This is a genomic window from Fundicoccus sp. Sow4_D5 (assembly GCF_052116365.1).
Lineage (GTDB): Bacteria > Bacillota > Bacilli > Lactobacillales > Aerococcaceae > Fundicoccus.
Genome location: NZ_JBQKLF010000001.1, coordinates 847,812 through 874,371, shown reverse-complemented (window position 1 = coordinate 874,371; position 26,560 = coordinate 847,812). Strand labels below are relative to the sequence as shown.

20 protein-coding genes, 1 other RNA gene and 1 riboswitch are annotated in these 26,560 nt (G+C 38.1%); of the genes, 13 read left to right on the top strand and 8 right to left on the bottom strand.

The window, feature by feature from the left end:
• Nucleotides 1-101: 101 nt before the first annotated feature.
• Complete coding sequence (locus tag ACTQ45_RS04045) at nt 102-5,114, bottom strand: transglycosylase domain-containing protein (protein ID WP_441762985.1); 5,013 nt, start codon at nt 5,112-5,114, stop codon at nt 102-104.
• 31 nt (nt 5,115-5,145) lie between these two features.
• Entirely contained in the window at nt 5,146-6,117 is a 972-nt protein-coding gene (trhO, locus tag ACTQ45_RS04040; protein WP_441750679.1) for an oxygen-dependent tRNA uridine(34) hydroxylase TrhO, read from the bottom strand.
• 256 nt (nt 6,118-6,373) lie between these two features.
• Here trhO and ACTQ45_RS04035 point away from each other — a divergent pair, with 256 nt between their 5' ends.
• A complete protein-coding gene (locus ACTQ45_RS04035) occupies nt 6,374-7,726 on the top strand; it encodes an MATE family efflux transporter (RefSeq protein WP_441762984.1) in 1,353 nt (450 codons plus the stop codon).
• 87 nt (nt 7,727-7,813) lie between these two features.
• Here the strand turns inward: ACTQ45_RS04035 and ACTQ45_RS04030 are convergent, their stop codons facing one another.
• Together ACTQ45_RS04030 and ACTQ45_RS04025 are read right to left on the bottom strand one after the other, a co-directional pair.
• Nucleotides 7,814-8,371 (bottom strand): folate family ECF transporter S component, encoded by a 558-nt coding sequence (locus ACTQ45_RS04030; RefSeq protein ID WP_441750677.1) that lies wholly within the window; start codon nt 8,369-8,371, stop codon nt 7,814-7,816.
• 38 nt (nt 8,372-8,409) lie between these two features.
• Nucleotides 8,410-8,512, bottom strand: a riboswitch (THF riboswitch).
• Nucleotides 8,513-8,554: 42 nt separating this feature from the next.
• The gene (locus ACTQ45_RS04025; RefSeq protein WP_441750676.1) at nt 8,555-9,118 is read right to left on the bottom strand and encodes a 5-formyltetrahydrofolate cyclo-ligase; all 564 of its coding nucleotides are present in this window, start codon (nt 9,116-9,118) and stop codon (nt 8,555-8,557) included.
• 127 nt (nt 9,119-9,245) lie between these two features.
• Between ACTQ45_RS04025 and ACTQ45_RS04020 the strand changes: the two genes are divergently transcribed.
• Both ACTQ45_RS04020 and ACTQ45_RS04015 read left to right on the top strand, forming a co-directional pair.
• A complete protein-coding gene (locus ACTQ45_RS04020; protein WP_441762983.1) occupies nt 9,246-10,145 on the top strand; it encodes a diacylglycerol/lipid kinase family protein in 900 nt (299 codons plus the stop codon).
• Nucleotides 10,146-10,234: 89 nt separating this feature from the next.
• On the top strand, nt 10,235-10,678 hold the full coding sequence (locus tag ACTQ45_RS04015; RefSeq protein ID WP_441750674.1) for a DUF2187 domain-containing protein: 444 nt from the start codon (nt 10,235-10,237) through the stop codon (nt 10,676-10,678).
• 118 nt (nt 10,679-10,796) lie between these two features.
• On the opposite strand, the gene ACTQ45_RS04010 is transcribed toward ACTQ45_RS04015, so the two are convergent.
• Nucleotides 10,797-11,777 (bottom strand): hypothetical protein, encoded by a 981-nt coding sequence (locus ACTQ45_RS04010; protein WP_441762982.1) that lies wholly within the window; start codon nt 11,775-11,777, stop codon nt 10,797-10,799.
• Nucleotides 11,778-11,859: 82 nt separating this feature from the next.
• Between ACTQ45_RS04010 and ACTQ45_RS04005 the strand changes: the two genes are divergently transcribed.
• The 5 genes from ACTQ45_RS04005 (at nt 11,860) to ACTQ45_RS03985 (ending at nt 18,629) form a co-directional block, all read left to right on the top strand.
• A complete protein-coding gene (locus ACTQ45_RS04005) occupies nt 11,860-12,282 on the top strand; it encodes a ribonuclease HI family protein (RefSeq protein WP_441750672.1) in 423 nt (140 codons plus the stop codon).
• 162 nt (nt 12,283-12,444) lie between these two features.
• The gene (locus ACTQ45_RS04000; protein WP_441762981.1) at nt 12,445-13,326 is read left to right on the top strand and encodes a prephenate dehydratase; all 882 of its coding nucleotides are present in this window, start codon (nt 12,445-12,447) and stop codon (nt 13,324-13,326) included.
• Nucleotides 13,327-13,354: 28 nt separating this feature from the next.
• Nucleotides 13,355-14,242 carry a prephenate dehydrogenase gene (locus ACTQ45_RS03995; RefSeq protein WP_441750670.1) on the top strand — a complete coding sequence of 296 codons (888 nt, stop codon included), beginning with the start codon at nt 13,355-13,357 and terminating at the stop codon, nt 14,240-14,242.
• Nucleotides 14,243-14,573: 331 nt separating this feature from the next.
• Nucleotides 14,574-17,852, top strand: coding sequence for an ABC transporter substrate-binding protein/permease (locus ACTQ45_RS03990; protein ID WP_441762980.1), 3,279 nt, complete (start codon nt 14,574-14,576; stop codon nt 17,850-17,852).
• Between the two features lie 24 nt (nt 17,853-17,876).
• The gene (locus ACTQ45_RS03985; protein ID WP_441750668.1) at nt 17,877-18,629 is read left to right on the top strand and encodes an amino acid ABC transporter ATP-binding protein; all 753 of its coding nucleotides are present in this window, start codon (nt 17,877-17,879) and stop codon (nt 18,627-18,629) included.
• A gap of 197 nt (nt 18,630-18,826) precedes the next feature.
• On the opposite strand, the gene ACTQ45_RS03980 is transcribed toward ACTQ45_RS03985, so the two are convergent.
• The 3 genes from ACTQ45_RS03980 to gpsB all read right to left on the bottom strand — a co-directional run bounded on the left by ACTQ45_RS03980 (nt 18,827) and on the right by gpsB (nt 20,822).
• Nucleotides 18,827-19,966, bottom strand: coding sequence for a THUMP domain-containing class I SAM-dependent RNA methyltransferase (locus ACTQ45_RS03980; RefSeq protein WP_441762979.1), 1,140 nt, complete (start codon nt 19,964-19,966; stop codon nt 18,827-18,829).
• Nucleotides 19,967-20,077: 111 nt separating this feature from the next.
• Nucleotides 20,078-20,443: RNase P RNA component class B (gene rnpB, locus ACTQ45_RS03975), an RNA gene on the bottom strand.
• Between the two features lie 22 nt (nt 20,444-20,465).
• Nucleotides 20,466-20,822, bottom strand: coding sequence for a cell division regulator GpsB (gene gpsB / locus ACTQ45_RS03970; RefSeq protein WP_441750666.1), 357 nt, complete (start codon nt 20,820-20,822; stop codon nt 20,466-20,468).
• A 348-nt stretch (nt 20,823-21,170) separates the two neighbouring features.
• Here gpsB and ACTQ45_RS03965 point away from each other — a divergent pair, with 348 nt between their 5' ends.
• The 5 genes from ACTQ45_RS03965 to ACTQ45_RS03945 all read left to right on the top strand — a co-directional run bounded on the left by ACTQ45_RS03965 (nt 21,171) and on the right by ACTQ45_RS03945 (nt 26,554).
• The gene (locus ACTQ45_RS03965) at nt 21,171-21,665 is read left to right on the top strand and encodes a DUF3013 family protein (protein WP_441750665.1); all 495 of its coding nucleotides are present in this window, start codon (nt 21,171-21,173) and stop codon (nt 21,663-21,665) included.
• A 30-nt stretch (nt 21,666-21,695) separates the two neighbouring features.
• Nucleotides 21,696-22,646, top strand: a complete 951-nt coding sequence (gene prmA / locus ACTQ45_RS03960) for a 50S ribosomal protein L11 methyltransferase (protein ID WP_441762978.1) — start codon at nt 21,696-21,698, stop codon at nt 22,644-22,646.
• On the top strand, nt 22,646-23,416 hold the full coding sequence (locus ACTQ45_RS03955; RefSeq protein WP_441750663.1) for a 16S rRNA (uracil(1498)-N(3))-methyltransferase: 771 nt from the start codon (nt 22,646-22,648) through the stop codon (nt 23,414-23,416). The genes prmA and ACTQ45_RS03955 overlap by 1 nt, the downstream gene beginning before the upstream one ends.
• Nucleotides 23,417-23,448: 32 nt before the next feature.
• Nucleotides 23,449-24,126 (top strand): deoxyribose-phosphate aldolase, encoded by a 678-nt coding sequence (gene deoC / locus ACTQ45_RS03950; protein ID WP_441762977.1) that lies wholly within the window; start codon nt 23,449-23,451, stop codon nt 24,124-24,126.
• Between the two features lie 226 nt (nt 24,127-24,352).
• Nucleotides 24,353-26,554: a RelA/SpoT family protein gene (locus tag ACTQ45_RS03945; protein ID WP_441762976.1), complete on the top strand. Its 2,202-nt coding sequence runs from the start codon at nt 24,353-24,355 to the stop codon at nt 26,552-26,554.
• The last annotated feature ends 6 nt before the right edge of the window (nt 26,555-26,560 follow it).

Here is a 26,560-nt window from a genome sequence, read left to right as displayed (position 1 = left end):
GAGTATAAAAACGAGCGTCACTGTCAAAACTTTAGTTTTGACAGTGACGCTCGTTTAACTATAAAATTTGTTAACTCTTTACATTACTCGCAAGAAAACAGTTATTCAGCAGGAGGCGTTTCCTCAGGGGATGATTCTTCAGGTGGCGTTTCACTTGTTTCATCACCAGAATTCTCTTCGGCTTCACTAGAGCTTGAACTAGATGAGCTTTGTTGTTGCTGTTGTTGTCTTTGTTGATCAGCCACTTGAGCGTATTGTGCCCAGAATGTTTGATGATCCGTATCTGCCGCATTAAACATAAAGTTAAAGCTTAGAGTTGGAGCCGGATTCGATTTTTTAAATAAATCTTCATAGGTTGGTGAAGTCACTTGATAAGTTCGGTTATTTATCTGAACACTGCCTGATAGAGTTCCAGTAGTCTCTAAGACTGCTTGACTTTGTACCGAATCAGGCTGTGTAAAGCTTTGCTCAATGCCGAATATATCAGGACGCAAGGCATAAAGTTCATTAACGACATTGCCCCAATAAGTTTGGCTACGAACAGCTTCACGGTCAAAACCGTCATTTAAATCAAAGACATACTCTGCATATTGATTATCGTAACCAATCCATGAACCAATTGTAATCGCCGGTGTTGATCCAATAAACCAAATATCTTTGGAGTTTTCACTGATACCGGATTTAGAAATCCAATCCCCACCAAAGTTTTTAACACCACCAGCTGTTTGCCCAGAACCACCATCCATTGTATCTCTTAACATATCGACCATTAAGTAGTTCGAATCTTCAGAAAACACTTGAACAGATTGTTCATTTTGTTGGAAGACAACATTTCCAAAAGTATCTTCAATACGTTCGATGAAGTAACCATCGACATATTGACCGTTATTAGCGAAAGTTGAAAATGCACGTGTTTGTTCAAAAACAGTCGGTCCAGTACCCACTCCACCTAAGGCGAACGATAGGTATTGAGTTTCTGTTTCAGTATAAGAATCAACGGTATTGAAGCCCATTTTTTCTAAATAATTAATAATCGGCACTTTACGGTTGATTAATTGATCATAAATTCGAATGGTAGGAATGTTGTCCGATTTCATTAAGGCAGTTCGAGCAGAATAATAAGTTCCACTAATCACTTCGCCATAGTTGGTAGGACGGTATTCACTCCCATCGCTTAGTGTCTGAACAAACTCTGTATCAGGGATAATCGTTGAAGGGTTAATTAAATTTTCTTCAATCGCTGGTCCATAAACAGCAAGTGGTTTGATTGTTGAGCCAGGAGAACGTCGCATATTGAATGCATGATCAATTTGATTATTCTCAAAGTCTGTACCAGAAACAAAACCAAGTACCTTACCAGTCTTATTATCGATGACAACAATTCCTGTTTGAACACTTTCGATATAGTATGTTTCCGCTCCTGTTTCGGGATCTATGAAGATACCATCATAGGTTGCTCCTAATTGGTCATCATAGGCTGCAGCGGATACTTGTAAATGATCGTAGATTTCTTTGTCGATGGTTGTATACACTTTATAACCACCAGTTCTCAATTGTTCCTCTGCAGCAAAATAATATTCGTTATACCAGTCAACGTCTTCATAAATAGTTTTCCAATCGTAACCATCTTCTCTAATGTTAAGTAACATTAACTGTTCAATCGCACCATTCATCATTGCTTGGTATAAGTAAGATTGTCTTTGCTCATCGCGTGTTTCTTGCGGCAAGAAGTCTTGAGTAATGTCATACGCAATTGCACTGTCATATTCTTCTTTGCTGATCTTTTCCTCACGATACATGCGGTAGAGCACTTCTTGCATTCGATTGATACCGGATTCGAAATCATCAACTAGAGCGCCTAATTGATCGTAAGGTGTGTAATTATAGGGGTCTTGAGGTAAGCCAACTAAAAATGCCGCCTGATTTAACGTGACATCAGTTGGTTTCACTCCAAATATACCCTCAGCAGCTTTCATAATACCAGCCACGTTGTCTCCATTATTATTGCGTCCAAATGGTGAAACGTTAAGGTAAGCCATCAAAATTTGATCCTTAGTAAAGTAATTCTCTAATCGTAGGGCTAATAATATTTCGTTAGCTTTACGGAAGAAGGTTACATCCGGGCTTAAGAGTTGCTGTTTAACCAATTGTTGGGTAAGAGTAGAACCACCGGAACCATCATCGGTCAAAATGGATTCAATGACCGCTCGAAAAATTGCTTTAGGCATAACGCCAGGGTGATTATAAAAATCTTCATCCTCAGTCGCAATCAAACCGTCTATGATATAAGGTGAAATCTCATCGATATTCGTAATCGTTCTAACAACATCTGCACGGATATTTGCGATAGGTTCACCATTCGCATAATATAAGGTACTTTGTTGTTCGAGACGATTGATTGCTGTCGCCATCTCTTCAGAAGAAGGAGGGGGCGTTTTAGAAACGAGATTAGCAAAATAACCAAAACCTACTCCACCTGCCATGGCACCACCTAAAATACCGATTAGAATAATATATAAACCGATTCGTTTAATAACGTTAAAGGCAATATTAATACCAAAGAAAATTCTTTCTTTAGTAGATAAACTAGCAAGTGAATAAATTTCTTTTTTTATTTTTTTATCTTTTCGTTTATAAATAGGGATTGATTCAGACAATAAATTTGCTTCAACTTCAGCAGCTAATTCTTTGTCAATTTTCGTTGAATTGACAGGTTCATGGATAACTGTAAAATGTGTATCCTCTGATTCAGCAGCTTCAACGCTCACTTCAGTTAAATCAAGTGTTGAACCTTTAGAGCTGTTAGCTATCTTATCTGATACAAGCAAAGATCCGGTCACTAGCTTGCTTTGCTTGTTGTGATCATCAGTTTCAAGTCCTTCTGCTAATTCATCAACAGAGCCAACGGTTTCGTTGGTGAAATTCTGATGCTCTTCGTTAAAGACTAATGCGTCATCATCAATAAACGAATTTACTTCAATATTATCATCAACTTCTGCAGCTATTGGTGCAAGGATTGTGTTAGACCACTCGTCTTCAGTCAATGACTGTTCAGTAAGAGTGACGTCAATTACCTCGTCCTCAAGATAGACTTTTGGAATCACAGTAGCTTCTTCGGTTTCTAAATCTTTAGTTTTAATGGATGGTGTGTTTGGAGTGGATTGCTTTTCTAAACTTGTATTTGAATCGACTTCCAACTCAAACTCATCCAACATCTGATTATCTGTTATGTCTTCGACTTCATAAAAACTTTCTGATTCAACAGGCGTTTCAAGCAGAGCCTCTTCAAACTCATGTTCTGAAATCTCCTGAACGATTTCATCAGATGATTCAAAATGATTAAAGTTTTTATCTAAATTAATAGTTTCTTCGGATTCAGAAGAAGTGCTTTCCAATGACTTGATAGAATTGTCAGCATTAAAAGCATCAGGGTGTTGACTTGCTTCATCAAGAACTGCATCAGCAGCTTGAACAGTATCTTCTCTGCCTAAATTAGAGGCTACAAGCGTGGAAGATGAATCCACGGATTTATCTTTACCGGGTGTTGATGTGTCTTTTTCAATAGTTTTTTTATTGTAGTCCTTTAGCCACTCAGTGTAGCTTTGCTTATACGTTTTTTCAACTTCCTCAGAGCTAGTCATTTGTTCTAATTCTTGAACTCTTAAACGACGGCGTCTTTCGCGTTCTTTTCTTATCTCTTCTGGAGATGGGAGGTCACTTGATAAACGTCGACGTGTTTGTGCTTCTTTAAACTGATGAGCAGGAGAATCAGACGAAATTGTGTTAGAAACATATTCTTGTATAGGTGCCTTCTCAGAGTGACTTAAAGGAGAGTAAGACTCTTGATCTTTTTCAATAACTGGCTTTTGAGAATCAAAATAATCTTTATCTAAAGTAAGTTCGTTCTCAACTCGTTTCTTAATGAAAGACTCTTTATTGCTTGTAGCGTCTTCTTTTGAAAAATCTCGTATACCTTCAGTCGTATAATTTTCTAGCTTCGAAGAAGGTGATTCTAAGGAAAGCCCATGTGAATCTAACAAGGATTGATCAGTTAGATCATTTTCGCTAGAAGTCTTTTTGAAAGGACTGAAGCGTTGATACCAACTAGTTGGTTGATCTGTTTCATCTGAAGCTGAAGCAGTAGGAGACAGTGGAACATCCACAGGCTCATCTATTTCGGCTGTCTCATTCACAGTTGGATTAAATAATGAAGATTCCTTTTCGTTAGGCTCATGTTGAATCGTTTCAAAGTCTGGGTCAGTATTGAAACGGTCTAATCCATCAGCAGTGGTAGTAGTGTCTTTTTCGAAAGGTGAGTCTTCTCCTGTATTTGCTTTGAATAGTTTCTTAAACAAGCTGACACCTGTGACACTGCGTGAGTTATCTGAATCCGCTTGACTTATCAAGGAGTCAGTTGCTTGTGGTTCATCAGCCGGACGACCTTCTTCGATATCATGCTGACTCTTGATTCCATCAAACGTTTCACCATGGTCAGTTGTACTTTGACGGAAACGTTTAAACCATTTGGGAGTCGTCTCTTGTGAATCAGACGCTACGCCCTCATCAAGTGAAGGGACAGTTGCTTGTGCATGAGTCGTGTCTTCTTTCTTAAAAGTAGCACCACGTTGCTTCAATATTTCATTGACTTCAGATTTATAGGGATTAGCAACAGGCGGCTCGTAGTTGTCAAAATCAGCAAATAAAGATCTGACCTTGCGAATCGAGCGATCAAGCATAACTGAAGATTTTGCCGCATCTTGTTGAATAAAATCGTCGCTTTCACGATTATCATCCACAGGAAGGAGAGACTCCCTTGGAGACTGATCACTTTCTGGTGTTAGGCGAAGTTTTTCATCGATTTCGACTTGCTCCTGTTTAGCTTGTTCGAAGCTCGCTTCTTGTTTTTCCTTAAAATCATCGTAAAACCCATCCCATTTTGATGGGCTATCTTTATTGGTTGAGTCCTCTAAAGCTGACTCATTTTTGGGCGATGAATGACGATCAGTGTCTTCATCGATGGGCAGATCAAAGGAAACGTCGTAAAAAGAATCGTCTTGATCATCATGAAATTCATCTTGTTTATTAAAATCTTTTGAAGTATATTTCTTAGTCATTCATTCACCTCCTTAGTCGCGTAAGTTATAATTATGCAGTTTCAACATCTGTTAATGATTCACCAATGTTTCTTAAACGTGTTTCCCATTCTTCAGTCGTCAATTTATTTTCTGAGATATATCTATTTCTTGGGTGACGACGACATTGTGGTGAACAACCTCTCACATATTTAGCTTCGTTTTCTTGTGAAGTTAGGATTTGAGCGTTACATTCTGGGTTACCACAGTTTACGTAACGTTCGCAAGCTGAACCATCAAACCAATCTTTACCAACGATTGTAGGGTTAACCTGGTTAATGTCCACTGCGATACGATCATCAAACACATACATTTTTCCATCCCATAGTTCGCCTTGAACTTCTGGATCTTTACCATAAGAAGCGATACCACCATGTAATTGACCAACATCTTTGAAACCTTCACGCACTAACCAACCAGAGAATTTTTCACAGCGAATGCCCCCAGTACAGTAAACAACAACACGTTTCTCCATGAATTTCTCTTTGTTATCAATAACCCATTGTGGTAACTCACGGAAGTTACGAATGTCAGGACGAACGGCACCACGGAAATGACCTAAGTCATATTCATAGTCATTACGTGTATCCAATACAATAGTATCCTCATCAAGTAAAGCATCTTTAAATGATTTGGGATCTAAGTATTCACCAGTTAATTCTAATGGGTTGATGTCTTCTTCAAGCTCTAAGCTGACTATTTCTTCACGAGGACGAACGAATATTTTTCTAAATGCCATCACGTCTTCTTCATCTTCTTTAAACCAAACATCTTCAAAGCCTGGTAATGAATGAACATAAGCTTTATAAGCTTCTGTTTGTTCAACCGTACCTGAAACAGTCCCGTTAAAACCTTCTTCACCAACTAAAATACGACCTTTAACTCCGATTCGTTTACAATTAGCTAAATGCTCTTTCGAGAAAGCTTCTGGATCTGCGATGGGTGTGTATTTGTAATACAATAATACTCTAAATGGTTTTGACATAATAATAATTCCTCCTTGTAGTTGCATGCTACAAATTAATATAAAATCTAACTCTAATATTATACTTAAAAAGCGTAAAAGTCACAATAGTTGGCCTTTTTTCATTAAAATTTAAACATCGCTACATCTTCCGTTAATATAATAATCTTATAACCAAAATTAAGTGAATAAGCAGCCCCACAAGATTGATATTAGAGACTTATTGGACTATACTATTCAGTGTTAACAAAAGGAAGAGGTGCTAAAATTGAAAGGGATGACTAGCGGATCACCATTAAAAAATATTGTTTTGTTCTCAGTGCCTTTAATTATTGGGAATTTTTTTCAGCTCTTATATAATATGGTCGATTCTTTCATAGTAGGAAGAACGTTAGGGGTTCATGCGCTAGCTGGTCTAGGTGCATCAGGCAGTTTAATGTTTTTTATTATTGGTTTTTCAACAGGTTTTACGTCTGGACTCGCCATACCAACTGCTCAGGCCTTTGGCGCAGAAGATTACACGCGCTTGAAGCGTAGCGTGGTGATCAACTGGCTGTCTTCATTAGTTGTTGGTTTAATTTTAACGCTGCTCAGTGTCTATTACTTAAGAGATATACTCATATTGATGAATACACCAACAGAAATTATTGATTATACCTATGATTATTTGAAAATCATCTTTGGTGGGATGATGATGACCATACTTTATAACATGCTGAGTAATCTTATGCGTGCCTTAGGTGATAGCCGAACACCCTTATATTTCTTGGTCATTGCGATGGTCACCAATATTATTTTAGACTATGTCTTCATTGTTCATTTACATATGGGAACATTTGGCGCAGGTTTTGCGACAATCATCTCTCAAACAGTAGCAGTTATACTGTTATTATGGACGATTCAGAAAAGATGGCCGTTATTGCAATTTGATTTTAAATATTTGAAAGCCAAAAAAGACGAGCTTTTCCAACACTGGAAAATCGCTTTACCTATGGCATTTCAATCATCAATAATCGCTATTGGCTCATTATCAGTCACTTTCGCGTTAAATAAACTTGGTCCCTTAGCGGTAGCGGGTTTTACAGCTTCACAGAAAATTGATCAAGTAGTGAATCTAATTTTAATGTCATTCGGTGTCGCGATGGCAACATATGTTGGCCAAAACTACGGAGCTAGAAAATTTGAACGAATTAAACAAGGTGTTCGTTCAGTAACCTTTTTAACCTTGGGTGTCGCTATTATTGCAGGGGTTATTTTAGCTTTCTTCGGCGGACATGTTGTGACAATCTTCGCAGACAGTAGCTCACAAGCCGATATCTTTACCTATGGTAGGATGTATTTTGCTTATATGGCGCCTTTTTATTGGATATTAAGTTTATTATTTATCTACCGCTATACTTTGCAAGGTCTAGGAGACAGTTTGATACCAACGATTGCGGGCATCATGGAATTAATTATGCGCGTCATTGCTGCCTTTGTACTGAGTGAATATCTAGGTTTCATTGGCATTGTATTAGCTAGCCCTTTGGCATGGATCGGAGCGGTTGTCCCATTAGGTTATGCTTACCACAAACGGAAAAATAAATTAGATGTGCAACAACAAGCTCAAACAGTAAGTCTAGACTCGTAAAGAGTTTAGGCTTTTTTTGAAGGCCAAAATAGGAACAATCACTGAACCGTGAAAAAACCGCCAATAACTATTGGCGGCGGAAATGGCTTAGAATTCATATTGTTTGATTAATCGCTGAATGGTAGGATTTTTGAAGACGAGTCCTAACATTAAAGTATTCAGTGGTAAAGATACCAAGTTTTTGCCAATTCTAAGTGGCATGAAAGCTACCCATGCCTCGTCGAACATCATTTTTATCCAAAGAGAATTAAGACCTAGGTTGATAACGACAGTCACGAGTAACACAGTTAGAAAGGCTCTTAACCAAGAAAATGGTTGGCGCCAAAGTAATTTCCCGTAAATAAACCCTCCGAGAGCAGCACTTATAACGAAGCCCAAGAAGAAATTTTTACCATGCAACAAAGAAGTAATCAAATCGTTTGCGACGGAAACAATTAAAGCATACCAAGGACCGAAGAGAATGCCGCTGAAGGCAGTCCCAATAAAGCCAAACCCAATTTCAGCATAGGTACCAAAACTCAGCGAAGGAACATAACTTAAAACAATTCTACCAGCTAAAACGATAGCTAAGAGGGTGATTTGTTGTGTTTGTAACTTGCCAGCCTTGGTGTATCTAATCGGTTGTTGACTGTGTTTTTTATTCATTTTTATACTCTCCTTAAGACATGAGAGCTACATTAATATGCAGCGAATGCAATAATCTATCGCAAGTCTCCAATGAATGGGCTTTTCGTTTGCTAGCAACATTCCATCTAGCAACACTTGACGCAGATTATTTACTCTGTCAATTATTATTTTTATAATTATAACCTTTATCTCCGATAGAAACTAGTCAATTTGGATGGGATAGTCACTCGTTTCGGTTAACACACAATCCATCACTTGATCATGTTCCTGAATCGGAATCTCTTCAACTAGAAGTTCGTCAAAATATGGCAGTAAGGTAAAGGCATCAGTCTTAGTTAAGAAACGGTCATAGAAACCTCCACCATACCCTAAGCGATGCCCCCTCGTATTACATGTGACACACGGCATAATGATTAAGTCAATGTCTTTAGGCATCATCTCAGGACTATTGGCTAAAGGTTCAGGTATACCAAACGAACTGACGGCCAATTGATCACCGTGTTGAAAGTAATGGGCACGCATATCTCCCTTGCCGTGGACGCGAGGCAGAGCAACTAGTTTACCTTGCTTAAACGCTTCGGAAATAATTTTACTCGTGTCTAATTCTTTTCCGACTCCATGGTATATAAAAATATTTGCTGCTTTTTGAAAGACCTCTGTAGACAACACCTTATCTACGATGGCAGCGTTCGCCTTCAGATAATAATCAGGTGAAAGCTGCTGTCTTTTTTCAAAAATACTTTGGCGCAAGGTCTTTTTATTCAATAATCAAACCTCCTCTTATTAAATGGTACGTCCATCATAGCCTTTTCTAATATAAAAATCAAAATCTCCCTTTCGAATTAAAAATATGCTAATATGTAAGCAAATAAGATGATTAGGAGGTGTCATATTGCTGAAGAATGTATTAATTATACCTAACCCAGGATCTGGAAAAGGTAAAGCAGTCGGCTATGGCAATAAATTAGGTCAAGTTTTAGAGGAAACTTATCAAGCGACAGTTGAGGTTCGTCCAACTACTGATGTTGGCGATGCAAAACAATGGAGTTCAACCGCTTTAGAAGATGGCTTTGATACGGTCATTTGTTTAGGAGGAGACGGGACTGTCAATGAAACAGTGGACGGTTTATTACAAAATGATGAAGTTCCCTATTTTGGCTTTGTGCCTTTAGGTACGGTCAATGACTTAGCACGTGTCCTTGGATACGATATGAATCCCGATAAGGCCATTGAACAATATCGAGACATAAAAACTGTTCCTTTAGACATTGGTCAAATTAATGGTGAAAGCCACTTTATTAATGTAATCGCAATTGGTGCCGTACCAGAATCAGTAATGCATACAGATTCCGATGACAAAAACAAATTAGGCGTATTGGCTTATTTAAGAGATGGTGTGAAAGCCTACTTTAATCAAGATAAATACCTTCTTGAAATAAAGAATGCCAATGGTGAAATCAGAGAGATTGAAACAAATTTAGCAATTGTAGCTCTGACAAATAGTGTCGCCGGTATTGAAGTGATGATTCCGCATGCTTCTTATGATGACGGACTTGCTCACTTGATAGCACCTAAAGGAGCGATTGCTAAGTCAACGATACAAACTCTATTTGAAGGCGGCATTCATCCAGAAGAAACGGATAGTATGTTTGTTTTATCTGACTCAGAAATTACGATTACGTGTCCATCACACGACAGGGTTGAAAGTAATGTGGATGGCGACCAAGGTCCTAACCTGCCATTAAATATTAAAGTTTTAAAACATCGTTTGCAGGCAATCGTACCGGCTTAGCCTGAATAAAGTGTTTTCTTAACTCAAATCTTGGAAGTATGGTATAATATTGTATGTAGCATATTAGCCAACAGAAAAGAGGGGTAGCGATGGCAACAAAGCTGTCTAAAGATGAGCGTGCCTTAATCGAGAAAGAATTAAGACGTGGAACGAGTAAATCAAGAATTGCAACCTTATTGAACGTTGAATATGACGAAGGCTTGGAAATGATTGAGAAAGTTAAAGCCTCAATTCGACCAGACATTGGCGATAAAATTACTTTTACTTTCCGCGGAATGGATATGACTGGTATTATTGTAAAGTTGTTGATGAACAGTGCCGTAGTTGAGATTTATTGGGATAAGTCTGATAAAACTTTACACGATATTATCGAAGAAAGAACGATCGTCAATTTTAAAGATATTATTGATTTTGTCACTTTACCTCCTCAAGATGAAGACGAAGGACTTATCTTAGATTCACAACCAACAGTGAGTGATTTCGAAGAAGAGGATGAAGCAGCAGACAAAGAAGATACCAAAGAATCTAAATAATAAGGTTTATGATAGTTAAAAGAGCTAAGCAACCCTCACTCATTGAATAAATGGTTGAGGGTTGCTTAGCTCTTAATCTTTATTTCTATGGCCACATAGTGTGGACTGAGCAACTGTGCTAATTTTGTCGACCAGAATAGAGTTTCAACAATTCGTCGTTGGCGACACTGTAGTAAGTAAGTAATTCTTGATTCAGGCTCGACGCGTTACGTTCATCTTCAAGACCATTTTGGACTAAGAAAATATCTAGCCATGCTTGTCCACTGGTGATAACATTTTCCAAATAAGGAAAGTAGATCATGGAGTGCATGACAAATTGCTGGCAAATCTGCTCGAAAAGGTGTGGATTATGACTGTCACAATATTCTTGGATACAGCTTATTGTCTGATCATAAATTGGATATTGGTCAAACTGTTTTAATTCTACAATTGTAACAGAGCTTGTTTCACCGAACCAAGATAGCAGATAAGTGCCCGTAACCTCTTGTTTAATTAAATTATGTAGAATATTGGATTTTAGGTATTGAAAAATTTCAGGATGAACCAGTAATGCTCTCAGCAAAGTGTCAGTGACTTCTAAAGGCATTTGAATGAGTTGTTTAATCCGTAAGGAAAGTTCATGACTGCCTTTCTTGACAAGTTGGTCTATCAGTTGCTGGATTGCTTCGGGTGTGCTCGCTTTTGACAGAGTTTTTTCAAAAAGATGTTGATCATTTAATTCTGCAATGGAGCGACTAAGATGTTCAGTGGGCCATTGTCGGCTATGTGATACTTCTTTAATACGATATAATTCAATTATAGCTAATTGCTGATCAAAAAGTATCGGAACGCAGAGACCATATAGTTGAGTCAAGGCACTATCTTCTAGGATCTGGTCAGTATCTAAATCAAGTATTTCCCAAATGTCTTTTAATTCTTCGTTTAAAGCGAAAGATAGGTAAATTTGGACTAATTCTTCAAAGACATGGAAATTTGGTTCGATTAGAAAACTTTTTTTCAACAATTCTGCAGCTTCTATGTAGCGCTTCGCTTCAATTAGGTTCAGTGCTTTTCGATAATAGTTTTCCGCATTGTTAGGCATTTCAAACACATCGGTCATCGAGAGGCCTCCTCTTGGATAAAATTTTAAACTGCGTTACGCCTTATCTTAACATATTTACTAGCCTTAGGAGGAGAGAAGATTGATAAAAATTTATACAGACGGCGCGTATCAAATGAAAACTCAAGCAGCTGGCTTAGCGATTATCATCCAAAGACATGGACAACAGAAACAGTATAAAATTCATATAGCTAAAGTATTTGATAATCATCAAGCGGAGTTTATGGCATTAGATCAAGCCTTAAGAATACTTGAAACTGAAAATTTACTGGGTGAAAGTTTATTCTTCTATTCGGACAGCAAAATTGTTGTGCAATCGGTAGAAAAAGAATACGTTAAAGAGACTCAATATCGGGTTCTTTTAGAAAGTATACTTTGTCGGTTTCGATTATCACCCTTAGCATTTATTCAATGGCTGCCAGAAAAAGAGAATAAAGGGGCGGATGTGTTAGCCAAACAGGCTTTGCATCAACAAGGAAAGTTGTTCACTTTTATAGACGAATAGAAATATTTTATTGAACTAGCTTTTTCAGTAGGAAAAGGTCAATCATCTTCTGATTTTGTTGGCTGTTTCAGGCTAGGAATCTCATTGAAAGCATGATACAGTATTGGAGTTAATTAAATTCTCATAATAGATTGAAGATTCTAATGGAAATGGAGTGTTGTAATGAAAATTGGGATTCAAGGAATTGCAGGTTCATATAGTGAGATGACTGCGCGCGATTATATTAACCGCCTAGAAAACGAAAACATTGGGCGCACACCGAATACTCAAGCAAATAGAAGCTATGAAGTGGTTGAATATTCTAGTTTTCAAGAAACGACGGATGCCTTGCTTAATGAATTAGTCGATTTAATCGTTGTGCCCGTGGAAAACTCAACAACTGGAGCAATCACTAAATTACTTGATCAACTTCGATATAAACCAGTCATAAGTATTGCTGAGGCTTATCAGCCGGTCAGCCACAATTTATGGGCAGCAAAGGGTAGTGATTTAATGCAGATTAAGACAGTCTACTCTCATCCAGAGGCTTTGTCACAATGCTCGAATTTTTTTGCTCGTTACCCACACATTGAAGCAAAAGCTCACGATGATACAGCTAAAGCGAGCTTGTACGTAAAAGAACTCAATCGACCAGATGTGGCAGCTATTTCTAGCGGGCGTGCAGGTGAATTATACGATTTAATCCCTTTACTAGAAGATGTTCAGGATGAATCGAATAATATGACACGATTTTATGTCGTCGAAAAGAAGCATACTAACAAAGACTATTCAGGCGAGGTACTTTCGTTTTATATTGAGACGAGACACGAGGCAGGCGCCTTATTAAAAGTGCTACAAGTCTTTGATATCTACAATGGAAACTTGTTAAGTTTAACGGCTCGACCGATAAAAAATCAAGCCTTTACTTATGGTTTCTTTTTAGAACTCTTGGCTGATAAGATGACGGTCTCGAATGATATTTTAATAAAAACCTTAGAACATGTCGCGGAGTATGTTCAACTGATCGGACAATTTAAAGCCGTCCAGCGACCATCTAATAAATAGGAATGAGTAAGATAGTAAGGGGAGACGTATGGAACATATAGCAATAGTTGGATTGGGCATCATTGGAGGGTCTTTTGCAAAAGCGATTCACCATAGATTTCCTAAACAGTATCATGTATCGGCCATTGATATTGATCAAAAGGCAATTGATGAGGCCCTCTCATTAGGTGTGATACAAAGAGGAGAGATTCAAAACCACACAATTCTGCAACAAGCTGATTTAGTCATTATTGCGCTTTATCCTAATTTAGTGAAACAGTTTATTCAAGATCATCATGCAGACTTCAAGGATGGCGCGATAATCACAGAAGCTTCCGGAATTAAGCAAGCAATTATGGCTGAAATTTTGCCAGTCGTGCCTAAGCAAGTTGAATTTATTTTTGGTCATCCGATGGCGGGTCGAGAAAGCCAAGGCTTTGCCTTCTCTGATGAACGGGTTTTTCTACACGCAAATTATATTCTGACGCCTCATAAAGATAATACGACAGAGGCATTGGATAAATTTTCTGAGTTTATTAAGGGACTTGGCTTTGGACGCTTAACTGTGGCTACTCCTCAATTACACGACGAAATGATTGCCTATACTAGTCAGTTAACGCATATCATTGCAGCAGCATTAATTAATAGTGATCAATCTGAGCATGCAACCGTCGATTTTATTGGAGACAGTTTCCGTGAACTGACGCGCATTGCGAAAATGAATGAGTCATTGTGGTCTGAATTGATGCTGAATAATCGAGAAGCACTCTTACAGGTTTTCGATGCGTTTGAAGACAAATTGTCTACGATTAAGGAAGCTATCTTGGCTCAGAATCAGAAAGCTTTGGAAAGAGAGTTTGTAGAATCAACGAAGCGAAGATTAGAGTTAGAAACAACAGATTTAGCTCACAGTCACGCAAATGAACGAGGAAAATGATAAGACGGTGAGAAATCCTTGACATTCCCGGAAGTAACTATTAAAATTTGGTTAAACAAAAAGGAGTGGCAGTGTATGAGAACACAAAAGCTACAAACAATGATATATTTTTACAGCTTTTATAGATAATGTTTGTATCACTCTAGATACAAACACTGGTTTGTATCTATGGGGGCAGTAATTTGTGTTCGCCGCATAGATTAGTTTTAGCAATCTAAGCGGCTTGACTGACATTTAAGTTAGAGTCGATTAGTTTAATTGCTAATCGGCTCTTTTTGTTTGGATAAATCGACAAGCTATCACGTTAATATAACAGGAAAGAAGGATGACAATGAGACACAGTAGACAAAGGAAAAAATATTTATTGGCACTGGTTGTAGCGTTAATGACCTTACTTGGTATAAAAAAACAGCCAATAGAGGTTCATGCACAAGAAACAGTGACCGTCGGAATATCAGCACAATCAAAACCATATAATTACTACGACGAAGCTAACGAATTAACTGGCTTTGAAATTGAATTATTGGAGGAAGTGGACCAACGCTTAGAAGCTTATGAATTCACTTACCGCACAACGGAATTTGCGTCACTTTTTGCTGGTTTAGACGCAGGAACCTTTGATGTGATTACAAATAATATTGGTGAAAATTCAGATCGAAGAGAAAAGTATTTGTTTTCATTGTATCCTTATGTCGTTACTCATAATGTGTTGATCACACGTCCAGATGAAGGTGAGCAAGTGACGCTGACCGATTTAGCGGGCAAGACCATGGGGATTGTGGCAGGCTCATCTCAAGCAATCTTTATGGAACAATACAATGTTGACCACCCTGATGCAACAGTAAATTTAGAGTATATTGACGCGGATGCTTCCACAATAATTAGAGAAGTAGCGTCAGGTCGTTATGATGCGACCATTTATTCCACGACCTATTTAAAAGATGTTCAAGATACGTTTGGTATTGAATTAGTGGGGCATGTGATTGAGAACGAGGATGCCATTCAACCACCTGGAGCTTACGCTTTATATCGCAATGATACAAAAGGCCAAGAGTTAAGACTCGCGATTGATCAGGTATTCTCCCAAATGCGACAAGATGGTTTTCTAGCAGAGTTAAGTCTGAAATATTTTGGGCAAGATGATACTCAGTTAAACCAAGCTTTAATGACGAAAAATGACGAAATTGAAAGCATGCGGACTGGCGAAGCGAGTTTGGAGCCGAGCGACACAAATGATTCAGTAGTGATAGTTGGAACGTCGGGTCAAACGAAACCTTTAAACTATTTCGATGATAAGAATGAATTAGTCGGCTTGGAAGTCGAAATTATTCAAGAGATTGATCGACGTTTAGATGATGTCTCCTTTAGTTTTGAACTGACCGAATTTGCTTCTCTATTTGCTGGCTTGGATTCAGGAAATTTTGATTTAATCGCCAACAATTTAGGAGAAAGTGGCGATCGTCGTAATCGGTTTCTTTTCTCATTATATCCATACGTCGTGACTCATAATGTTATCATTACGTCAGAAGATGTGACCGATGATTTAGGCATTGAAGATTTTGCAGGACAAAGCTTTGGTGTGGTGCCTGCTTCCCCGCAATCGCTATTCTTAGAAGCTTGGAATGAAGAAAATCCAGACTCAGCTGTTAAAATTGAATATGTTGACTCTGATCCGTCAACCATCATCAGAGATGTTCATAATGGGCGCTTTGATGCAACCATTTATGCCACGACTTATCTGTACGATGTTGAAGAAACGTTTGGCATTTCCTTAAAAGCTCATCCGATTGATAATGAAGATGTGATTAGACCTCCAGGTTCTTATTTTATCTATCGGAATGATGATGCAAAATTACGCGATAGAATGGACGAGGTCATCGCTCAGATGAGAGAAGATGGCAGTCTAGCGGAGATTAGCATGAAGTATTTGGGCCAAGATGATACGCAATTAACAGAGGCAATCGTTGCTAAAAACGATGCGATTGAAGCAGACAGAACGGAGACGGCTGATGAGGCTAGCCTTGAAACTGTTTCAGTGGGCATTTCCGCTCAATCAAAGCCCTACAATTATTTTGATGAAGATAATCAATTAACAGGTTTTGAAATTGAATTACTTGAAGAGTTAGATCAGCGGCTTGAGCACTATACATTTGACTATAGTACGACTGAATTTGCTTCTTTATTCGCCGGCTTGGATGCGGGGACTTTTGACCTAATTACGAATAATATTGGTGAGAAACCTGATCGCCGTGAGAAGTATGTGTTCTCATTATACCCTTACGTGATGACTCATAATGTGTTGATTACTCGACCGGATGAGGGGGAGGCAATCACCTTGGCTGATTTAGCCGGTAAGAAGATGGGCTTGGTAGCCGGTTCCGCGCAAGCAATTTTTATGGAACAATATAATCAGGATACTCCAGATGCCCAAGTTAATTTAGAGTACATTGATGCGGATGCGTCAATGATTATTCGAGAGGTGGCCTCGGGTCGTTATGATGCGACGATTTATTCGACAACGTATTTAACTGATGTTGAAAATACGTTTGGTATTGATTTGCTAGGTCATCCCATCGAAAATGAAGATGCGATTCAACCACCAGGCGCCTATGTTTTATATCGAGAAGATGCTGACAGTCTTGAATTGCGTCAAGCGATTGATGGGGTGCTAGCTGAGATGCGAGAGGATGGCTTTTTAGCAGCTATCAGTACTAAATATTTTGGCCAAGATGATACACAGTTATCGGATGAGATCATTGCCAAAAATGATGCGATTGAAGCTGACAGATTGAAAGAATTACCAAGTTCAGCGGACGACTCTTTGCCAGCTTCAACTAATCGTTCATCAGATGGGAAGATTTTTGCGCCTGAAGTCATTCCTCAAATTATTCCATCAATTCTAGAAAAATTGCCGGTCACTTTATTGATGACACTGGTGTCAGCTTTCATCGGCTTGACCCTAGGATTCTTGATTGCTTTAGTCAAGATAAAACAGGTTCCTATTTTGTCCCAAGTCTTGAGTGTTTTTGTGTCCTTTATGAGAGGGACGCCGCAACTGGTTCAATTATTCTTAGCTTTCTATGGTTTCCCGCTAGTCGTCCGTTGGTTAAATGCTCAAATGGGCTGGGGCATTGATGTCAATGGTATTCCTGCCTTGTTGTATGTGTTTGTGGCGCTTGGTCTAAACGAAGCCGCTTATAACTCTGAAACTTTCCGTGCAGCTATTCTATCGGTCAATAAGATTGAAATTGAAGCAGCTAAGTCAATCGGTTTAACAAATGGTCAGACAATGCGTCGCATCATTTTACCGTCTGCATTAATTGTTGCGATTCCTAACTTAGGGAATAGTCTGATTAGTTTATTGAAGGGAACGTCGCTTGCGTTTACAGTAACAGTGATTGATATTATGGGACAAGCTCGAATTATTGCTGGTTCTAATTTACGCTTTTTCGAGGCCTATATTGCTGTCGCCATCATTTACTGGATTATTTGTATTCTGATTGAACAGTTAGTTCGTCGTCTAGAGCGCCGACTGAATGTTGATCAGCACCTCGCTGTTGAACATGAGGAAGATGAGTTGGAGATCGACTCATTGCCAGAACGTCCTTAAGAGAATGAGCCAAAGGAGAATAACATGTTAAAATTAGAGAATTGGTCCAAATCATTTAATAAAAATGAAGTCTTAAAAAATATCAATTTAGAAGTTGCGACGGGAGATGTCTTAACGATCATTGGCTCGAGTGGGTCTGGTAAATCCACTTTATTACGAACAGTAAACTTTCTTGAGCCAGCCGATAAAGGGTTGATTCAAATTGGTGAAACCGTTAAGCAGGTCGAGCAAATTAGCCAACAGGAGATTTTAGCTTTGAGACGGCAAACTGCGATGGTCTTTCAAAACTATGCGTTATTTTCTAAGAAAACCGCTTTAGAAAACGTGATGGAAAACTTATTGATGGTCAAAAAGATGACCTTGGCCGAGGCCAAACCGATTGCTGAACACTATTTAGAAATTGTTGGGATGAAGAGTCGCATGAACTATTATCCGAATAAGTTATCCGGAGGGCAACAACAGAGGGTTGGGATTGCTAGAGCCTTAGCGATTGAACCTGAAGTGATTTTATTTGATGAGCCGACGTCAGCCTTGGATCCTGAGTTAGTGGGCGGTATTTTAGATTTGATTATGCAAGTCGCACATGAGAAAACGACAATGTTACTTGTCACTCACGAAATGAATTTTGCCAAACAAGTGTCTGACCATATTATCTTTTTAGATCAAGGAAGAATTGCGGAGGAAGGAAGTCCAACTCAGATTTTTGAGAATCCACAAAATGAACGGACGCGTCAATTTATTCGTGGTTTTGAAGCGACGAATGCGAGTATAAGTTAATCAATAGGAGAAAGCTCAGTTCAAAAGGACTGGGCTTTTACTTATGGGAGGAATGCCTGAGGCAGGAAAAAAGTCCGCTATTCGTAAGTAAAACAAAAACCCCTAATCAAAGAAAAGGGGCAAAATAGGATAATTCACTTATCGCGTTTATTCAATTGACTTCTGTTACACATAAGATTTGGTCAAGCGGGCTAGCATTAGTCGTTTCGTTTCTTTCTAATTCCCCAATATTGGTAATAATCAACTTTTAAAGCACCATTATATAATTTACGTTTCTTAGTTGCGCGGGCACCATAATGTTGTTCAAAGGTCTCATCACTTGTTAAAATATATTTACTCCATGTCGGCATGGCGCGGTAGATGTCGCCCATTTGTCGGTAAATTTCGTGAGCTTCTTCTTCATCGAGTAGTCGGTCACCGTAAGGTGGATTAGAAATTAAAATGCCAAATTCCTTTTCAGTTGTAAAGTCTTTTAATTGCATTTGTTTGAAGTGGATACTGTCACCAACACCAGCCTTTTTGGCATTAGCTTTGGCAATTTCAATCATTCGGTGATCAATATCAGTACCATAAATGTCAAGTTCAATCTCATGATCAATCGCGTCACGCGCTTCTTCACGGACGATTGGCCAAACGTCTGGATTCAACATTGTCCATTGTTCAGCAGAAAATTCGCGATTTAAACCCGGAGCGATGTTGTGACCGATTAATGCAGCCTCAATCAAGATGGTTCCAGATCCACAAGTAGGGTCATATAAAGGACGATCCGGACGCCATGTAGTTAATTTTACTAAAGCGGCTGCCATATTTTCTTTTAGTGGCGCGCCGCCTTTGTCCATACGGTAACCACGTTTAAATAAACTTGAACCAGTAGTATCTAAACTTAAAATAACATGATCTTTTAAAATCGATACTTCGATCGGGTATAGAGCACCCGTTTCAGGTAAATGTTGACGACGGTGGTAGTAGTCCATCAAACGTTTTGAGATTGCTTTTTTAACGATACGTTGACAGTTTGGCACACTGAAAAGTGTCGACTTAACTGATTTACCACTAACTGGAAATTCTGCATCCAGTGGAAGAATATCTTCCCAAGGTAGGGCGTACGTTTGATCAAATAGTGTTTCGAACGATTTGGCAGTAAATTCTCCATAAGAAATTTTAATACGGTCTGCTGTTCTTAACCATAAGTTAGTGAATGCGATGTCACGAGCGTTTCCTTCAAAACGGACGCGTCCGTTTTCAGTTTCTGTTTTGTAGCCATGTTCTTTTAATTCATTTGCAACAAGTGATTCAATACCTGCAGCAACTGTTGCGATAAGCGAATAAGTCTTCATAAAAGACTCCTTTCATAATGTGTTATTTTTAGGAATAGTATGCTTAAAAACTTGTGAAAAATCCAATAAAAAAGACTCTGAAACAGAGTCTTTTAATGCCTAATAGTGAGTTTCGATAAGCCATGTTTTGTCATTTGTTACGAATAGGCGTCGTAACAAAAGGATAATCATCTATCTACAATTTCTTGTCTCTTTCTCCGTTTAATTCCGTTGAAAAAGTGCCCCTACCAAATGTTTGGGTTGCTCGCTCGAGGGGTTTACCCGTTCCAAACTTACTGTTTCCAATAAGTATCGTCTCTGTGGCACCTTAGGAAGTACTGCATCATAGCTTTCGCCTTAGATGGTTTCTTCGCCGTTAGCACAATTGTACTACCTCAGCTTATTGTTTCGCTGAGCACGAACACTACAAGCATCTCAGCTTGTGCGAGCATGGACTTTCCTCAGCTAAATCTAGTTTAACCGCGATTATCTGAAACTCACTAATTATTTAATTATTAGCTTAATACTTTGTTACTTCTGAGTAATCAATGGTGTTATCAGTGTTATTAATCTTTGAACCAAAAACATGTTTTTCTAAATTAGATAAACGTTTTAAGATATCAAAGTTAGTCACGCCACTACCAGGTGTATTTGGAACATTTTTCTTAGCCAGTGCTAATTGTTTCGTTAATTCATCCACTTTACTGATTAAACGTTCGTTTTCATTTTTTAAGTAAACAACATCTTTTTGGTATGAATCGTAGTCGCGAATAATATTATCTAAATACTCATCAACTTCTGCAGTATTATAACCACGCATGGTTTTGGTAAATTCTTTTTGTAATATATCTTTTGCTGTTAAGTTTTTTTCAGCCATTTCAGTCACCTCGTAAGTTTTTGTCATGAATTATATGAAACATCAAACCTCTATTTCAATCTAATTTAGCTTCCTGTAAAGGATGCTAATTAGCAACTATTACAGTTTACTATTATTCTTCCCAATTATCAAAAGAAAATGTAAGTATTTAAAGCTTTTTAAGATTTAGCTCTGTATTATTCATTATGACATGCGTAATATTATTTTAAAAGCGAATATCTGTTCTTATTTGCAAGTGAAAGCTCGTATTATCAATAGAAGTCGTGAAGTATAGAAGAAAATGGGAGTTTCTGATTGAATTTTATGGTTTAGTCATTCATAATATTAATGCAAAGTAGGTGAAATAAAATGGAACGTAACAACATTTTAATGGTCGTCGATAAGTTAATTCAAGAAAATTATTTTCATTGCGAATGGGGCATAGAATGGCAAGAACAGCGCCACTATCTAGAAATTATTTTCCAATTTCAATTAGATAACTCTAATCAGTTTGTTTTACAAGATGTCTACCAGAATGTTTATAAAAATGATGAGGTGCCTTTTGAAGTGAGGGTCCTTATCTACGATGAAGATTTAGTAAAAGTTGAAGCGAAACATTATATAACAACCGTCCCAGTTAATTCCGATAGAGGCATTATGTATGGAGAATTAATTGCGATTATAAAGTATTTGAAAATTTTAACAGCTGAAGTCCCACTTAAATGGCGTGAATTTATGAGACAAACAGAAGAAACGCGCTTTAATGTTTTTTGGAATGAAGATGAATTCAATAAATTAAGAGAAAGTTTAATCAACACATCACGTTATAGTGAAAGTCAAGTGTTCTTTCCGAAAACAAATTGAACCTATTGACTAAGAGAAGGAGAATTTTAATTGACAAATAAGAGTTGGCAGAAACTAACTGTCACAGTTGCTTCACTTGATACCCAACTGATTGATTGGTTGAGTTATTTATTATTAGAAATTGAAGCAGAAGGTACAGAGGTTAATTATGCATTTGGCTATTTAGAAAATCATCCAGATTTATTTGGTGAAATTCCTCAAGAGATTCCTGAGGAATTGTTGAATCGTGATACTGAAGTGGTGGGATATTTTTCTCAAGAACGTATGATCGATTTAGAGGCATTCGAACTGGCAGTGAAAGAGGCTGTTCAATCAGTTCTTTATCGTATTGAGTTATCAGAAATTGAAAATGAAAACTGGCAACAAAATTGGATGCAACATTATGAAGTCCAAGATGTCAGTCGTTTTGTTAAAATAGTGCCTATGTGGCAAGAGTATGAAGGTCTAGCGGATGAGCGAGTGATTCGACTGGATCCAGGCTTAGCATTTGGAACAGGCAACCACCCAACGACACAATTAGGTGTTCAAGGCCTCGAGATGTTTATGCGTAGTGGAGACCGTGTGCTTGATGTAGGAACGGGTTCTGGTATCTTAGCATTTGTGGCATTAGCGTTCGGTGCCTCAATGGTTAAAGGTTATGATTTAGATCCACAAGCGATAGAAAGCGCCGTACAGAATATGGCCTACCAAAAAACAGCCGACTTAAGTCCATTAAGCTTTAGTGTGAATGACCTTTTAGTTGGTGTCAAAGATGAAGCGGATGTCATTGTTGCAAATATTCTGCCACATATATTAGTCAATATGTTAGACGATGCAAAAGTATTATTGACAGATGAGGGCTACTTAATTTTAGGAGGTATTCTTGAAGAACAAGGCGAAAAATTAGAAAAGGTTTTAAAAGAAAAAGGTTGGATGATAATTCAGAAAACTTGGTTAAAAGGCTGGTTAGGCTATGTTACTCAAAAGGAACGTGAAGTTTGATGCAACATTATTTTCTAAATAGGTTACAAGTTGACATTGGTGAACTGGTCACTTTAAGTCAAGAGGATAGTCATCATTTTCTGAATGTCATGCGCGCTCAATTAGGCACTAAAATAACAGTAGTAAGTGAAGATGGCTTAAGTTACCTGGCTGAATTGGTTGATAACATGGATGGACAAGCCACACTTTCAATCATAAGAATCGAAAAAGACACTTTTAATTCAGTTGAATTGCCAGTGAAAGTGACGATTGCGTGTGGTTTGTCTAAAAATGATAAGATTGAAATGATTGTTCAAAAGGCAACAGAATGTGGTATGAGCGAGTTTATGCCACTGGCTTTGAAAAGGGATGTTGTAAAATGGAACGGCAAAAAGGCCGACGCTAAGATTGATCGTTTAGCCAAAATTGCTAAAGGAGCTGCCGAGCAAAGTCATCGATTAATGGTTCCTAAAATTACGTCATTACACACGATGGAACAATTGCTTCAAGCGAGTTCAGATTATGATATCAAGCTCATTGCTTATGAAGAAACAGCAAAAGAAGGGCAACACTCGCAATTAGTACAGATAATCAACAGCATCAAAAGTAATCAGAATATCTTGATTGTATTTGGGTCTGAAGGCGGTTTGGAGCCCCAAGAAGTTGAACGATTGGAAGCAGCAGGTTTTATAGCGTGTAGTTTAGGGCCAAGAATATTACGAGCCGAAACAGCGCCAATCTATTTTTTAAGTGCCTTGAGTTTTGCTCTTGAATTAGATAAAGTATACTAGAAATAGATTAATTAAATGGAAGAGGTATTAAAATGGAACTAAGTAAATATATTGACCACACATTGTTAAAAGCAGATGCGACGGTTGCCCAAATTGAAACATTATGTCAAGAGGCAGTTGACTATAACTTCATGTCAGTCTGTATCAATCCAGTTCACATTCCAGTGGCTAAAATGGCTTTAGGCAACAGTGATGTGAAGATTTGTACGGTAATTGGCTTTCCTCTAGGAGCGAATACTACGGCCGTTAAAGTTTTCGAAGCTAAACAAGCAGTAGAAGCTGGAGCGACTGAAGTTGACATGGTTATCAATATTGGTGCTGCAAAAGCAGGTGACTGGAAGACTGTAGAGAGTGATGTTCGCGCGGTTGTTGAAGCAATGCCTGACCATGTGATCGTTAAAGTAATTATTGAAACATCATTACTAAATGATGAAGAGAAAACACTAGCATCACAAGCTGCTCAACGCGCTGGTACTGACTTTGTTAAAACGTCAACAGGCTTTTCGACGGGTGGAGCGACACTTGAAGATGTTGCGTTAATGCGTAAAGCTGTAGGAGCAGACTTAGGCGTGAAAGCAAGTGGTGGTGTATCTAACTATGCAGAAGCGATAGCGATGATTGAAGCTGGAGCTACCCGTATTGGCGCTTCTAAAGGTATTGCCATTGTGACACAAAAACCAGCTGACCTAACGGGCGAGGATAACTACTAATTAGTTGATAAAAAAATATTATTTTAATTATAATATGACGAACTGGCTGTGTCAGACTCTATTTAAGAGTGATGCAGTCAGTTTTTTGAATGTTTAACAATAAATACCCAAGGTTGTTTATCTATCATCGGGAGTCCTTAAAAGACTGGTGAAACAATGTTTGTATTTAAAAAGCATTGTAGTGTATAATAACTGGTAATTACATTGTAGTAAAGGATGAAAGCTAATGGCTCGTAATCAAGAATTAACGGCACAAGAGGTTATAGATATTTGTGCAGGTTATATGAATGAAAAAAATACAAAATATGTAAAGAAAGCACTCGACTTTGCTACGAATGCACATGAAGGGCAAGTACGTTTATCAGGTGAGGAGTATATTATCCATCCAATTCAAGTGGCTGGTATTTTGGCGCAACTCCAAATGGATCCTGATACTGTAGCAACTGGTTTTCTTCATGATGTGATGGAAGATACGGAATATACTTTAGAAGATATTAAACGAGAGTTTTCTGAAACTGTTGCACTTTTAGTCGACGGAGTAACTAAATTAGGTAAATTCAAGTTTCAAAGCAAAGAAGAAGCGCTAGCTGAAAATCACCGTAAAATGCTGTTAGCCATGGCTAAAGATATTCGAATTGTCATGGTAAAGCTCGCTGACCGTTTACACAATATGCGAACATTAAAGTTCCAAAAAGAAAGTAAACAAATCGAAAAATCGCAAGAAGCCATTGAGATTTATGCGCCTTTAGCTGATCGTATTGGTATGAATTTAATTAAGTGGGAATTAGAAGATATCGCTTTGCGCTATATTAATCCAAGTGAGTATTATCGAATTGTCCGTTTGATGGACAGTAAACGTGACGAAAGAGAGAAATATATCCGAGAAGCGATCGTAGATATTGATGAAGCAGTGGAAGAGTTAGAAATTTCAGCAGAAGTTTATGGCCGTCCGAAGCATATTCATTCAATCTACCGTAAAATGGTCGACCAAAATAAAGACTTTGATCATATCTATGATTTACTTGCGATTCGAGTATTAGTTAACACGATTAAGGATTGCTATGCTGTTTTAGGTGCGATTCATACGAAATGGAAGCCAATGCCCGGACGTTTCAAAGATTATATTGCAATGCCTAAAGCCAATATGTACCAATCGATTCATACGACAGTTATTGGTCCATACGGTAAACCAGTAGAGATTCAAATAAGAACCTTCCAGATGCACGAGGTCGCTGAGTACGGGGTTGCTGCTCACTGGGCTTATAAAGAGGGTAAAACTGAAAAGATTCAAAGCAAAGATAACATTCAAAAACAATTAAATTGGTTTAGAGACCTTGTAGAACTTCAAGATGAAGCTCAAGACGCTAGCGAATTTATGAACTTTGTAAAAGAAGATATCTTCAAGGATCAAGTGTATATTTTTACTCCAAAAGGGGACGTGTTTGAATTACCTAACGGCGCGGGTCCGATTGATTTTGCCTACCATATTCACTCGGAAATTGGTAACAAAACAATTGGAGCAAAAATTAATGGAAACATTGCACCCTTAAATTATAAATTAAAAAATGGGGATATTGTTGAAATTTTAACGAATCCAAGTTCAAATGGTCCAAGTCGCGATTGGTTAAGTTTTACACAAACAAGTAAAGCGCGTAACAGAATCAAGCGTTTCTTTAAACTAAAAGACCGTGATCAAAACGCAGAACGAGGACAACAAACACTAGAAAAAGATTTAAAAGATAATAATGCGAGTATTAAATTAATTACCAAGAAGCAAAATGAGAAAAATTTATTAGAACGATTCAACTTTAATAGTTTAACTGATTTATATGCAGCTGTCGGTTTGGGTGAATTATCTGCGACAACCGTTTTAAACTTCTTAGGAATTACACCGGAAAGAGAAAATGACAAGCAACAAACGGCTGCTATTTCAAAAGAAAACCCAGCAAACTCAAGTGGTAGCCGTACTGTACACGAAAGTGGCGTTGTAGTTGAAGGCGTCGATAATCTAATGATTCGTCTCAGCCGTTGCTGTAGTCCTGTACCTGGTGATGAAATTGTCGGTTATATTACACGCGGTCGAGGGATTTCCGTTCACCGCAAAGACTGTACAAACTTACAGAGTGAACCTGATCTAAAGCAACGTACCATTCATGTCGAGTGGGAAACACAAGAAGAACTTTCGACAGAGTATGAAACAGAATTATCAATCACTGGTTTCGACCGTTCGGGTATGATTAATGACATTCTGCATGTGGTCAATCATACCGTCAAAAACCTACGTAATGTTAACGGAAAAGTGGATGCCAATAGCACAGCAGTCGTGGTGATTAAGGTTGCTATTTCAAATACGGATCAATTAGATAATTTAATGTCTAAATTAAGAAGCATTCCGGACGTTTACGACGTATCACGTATTAAATCTTAAACTGAA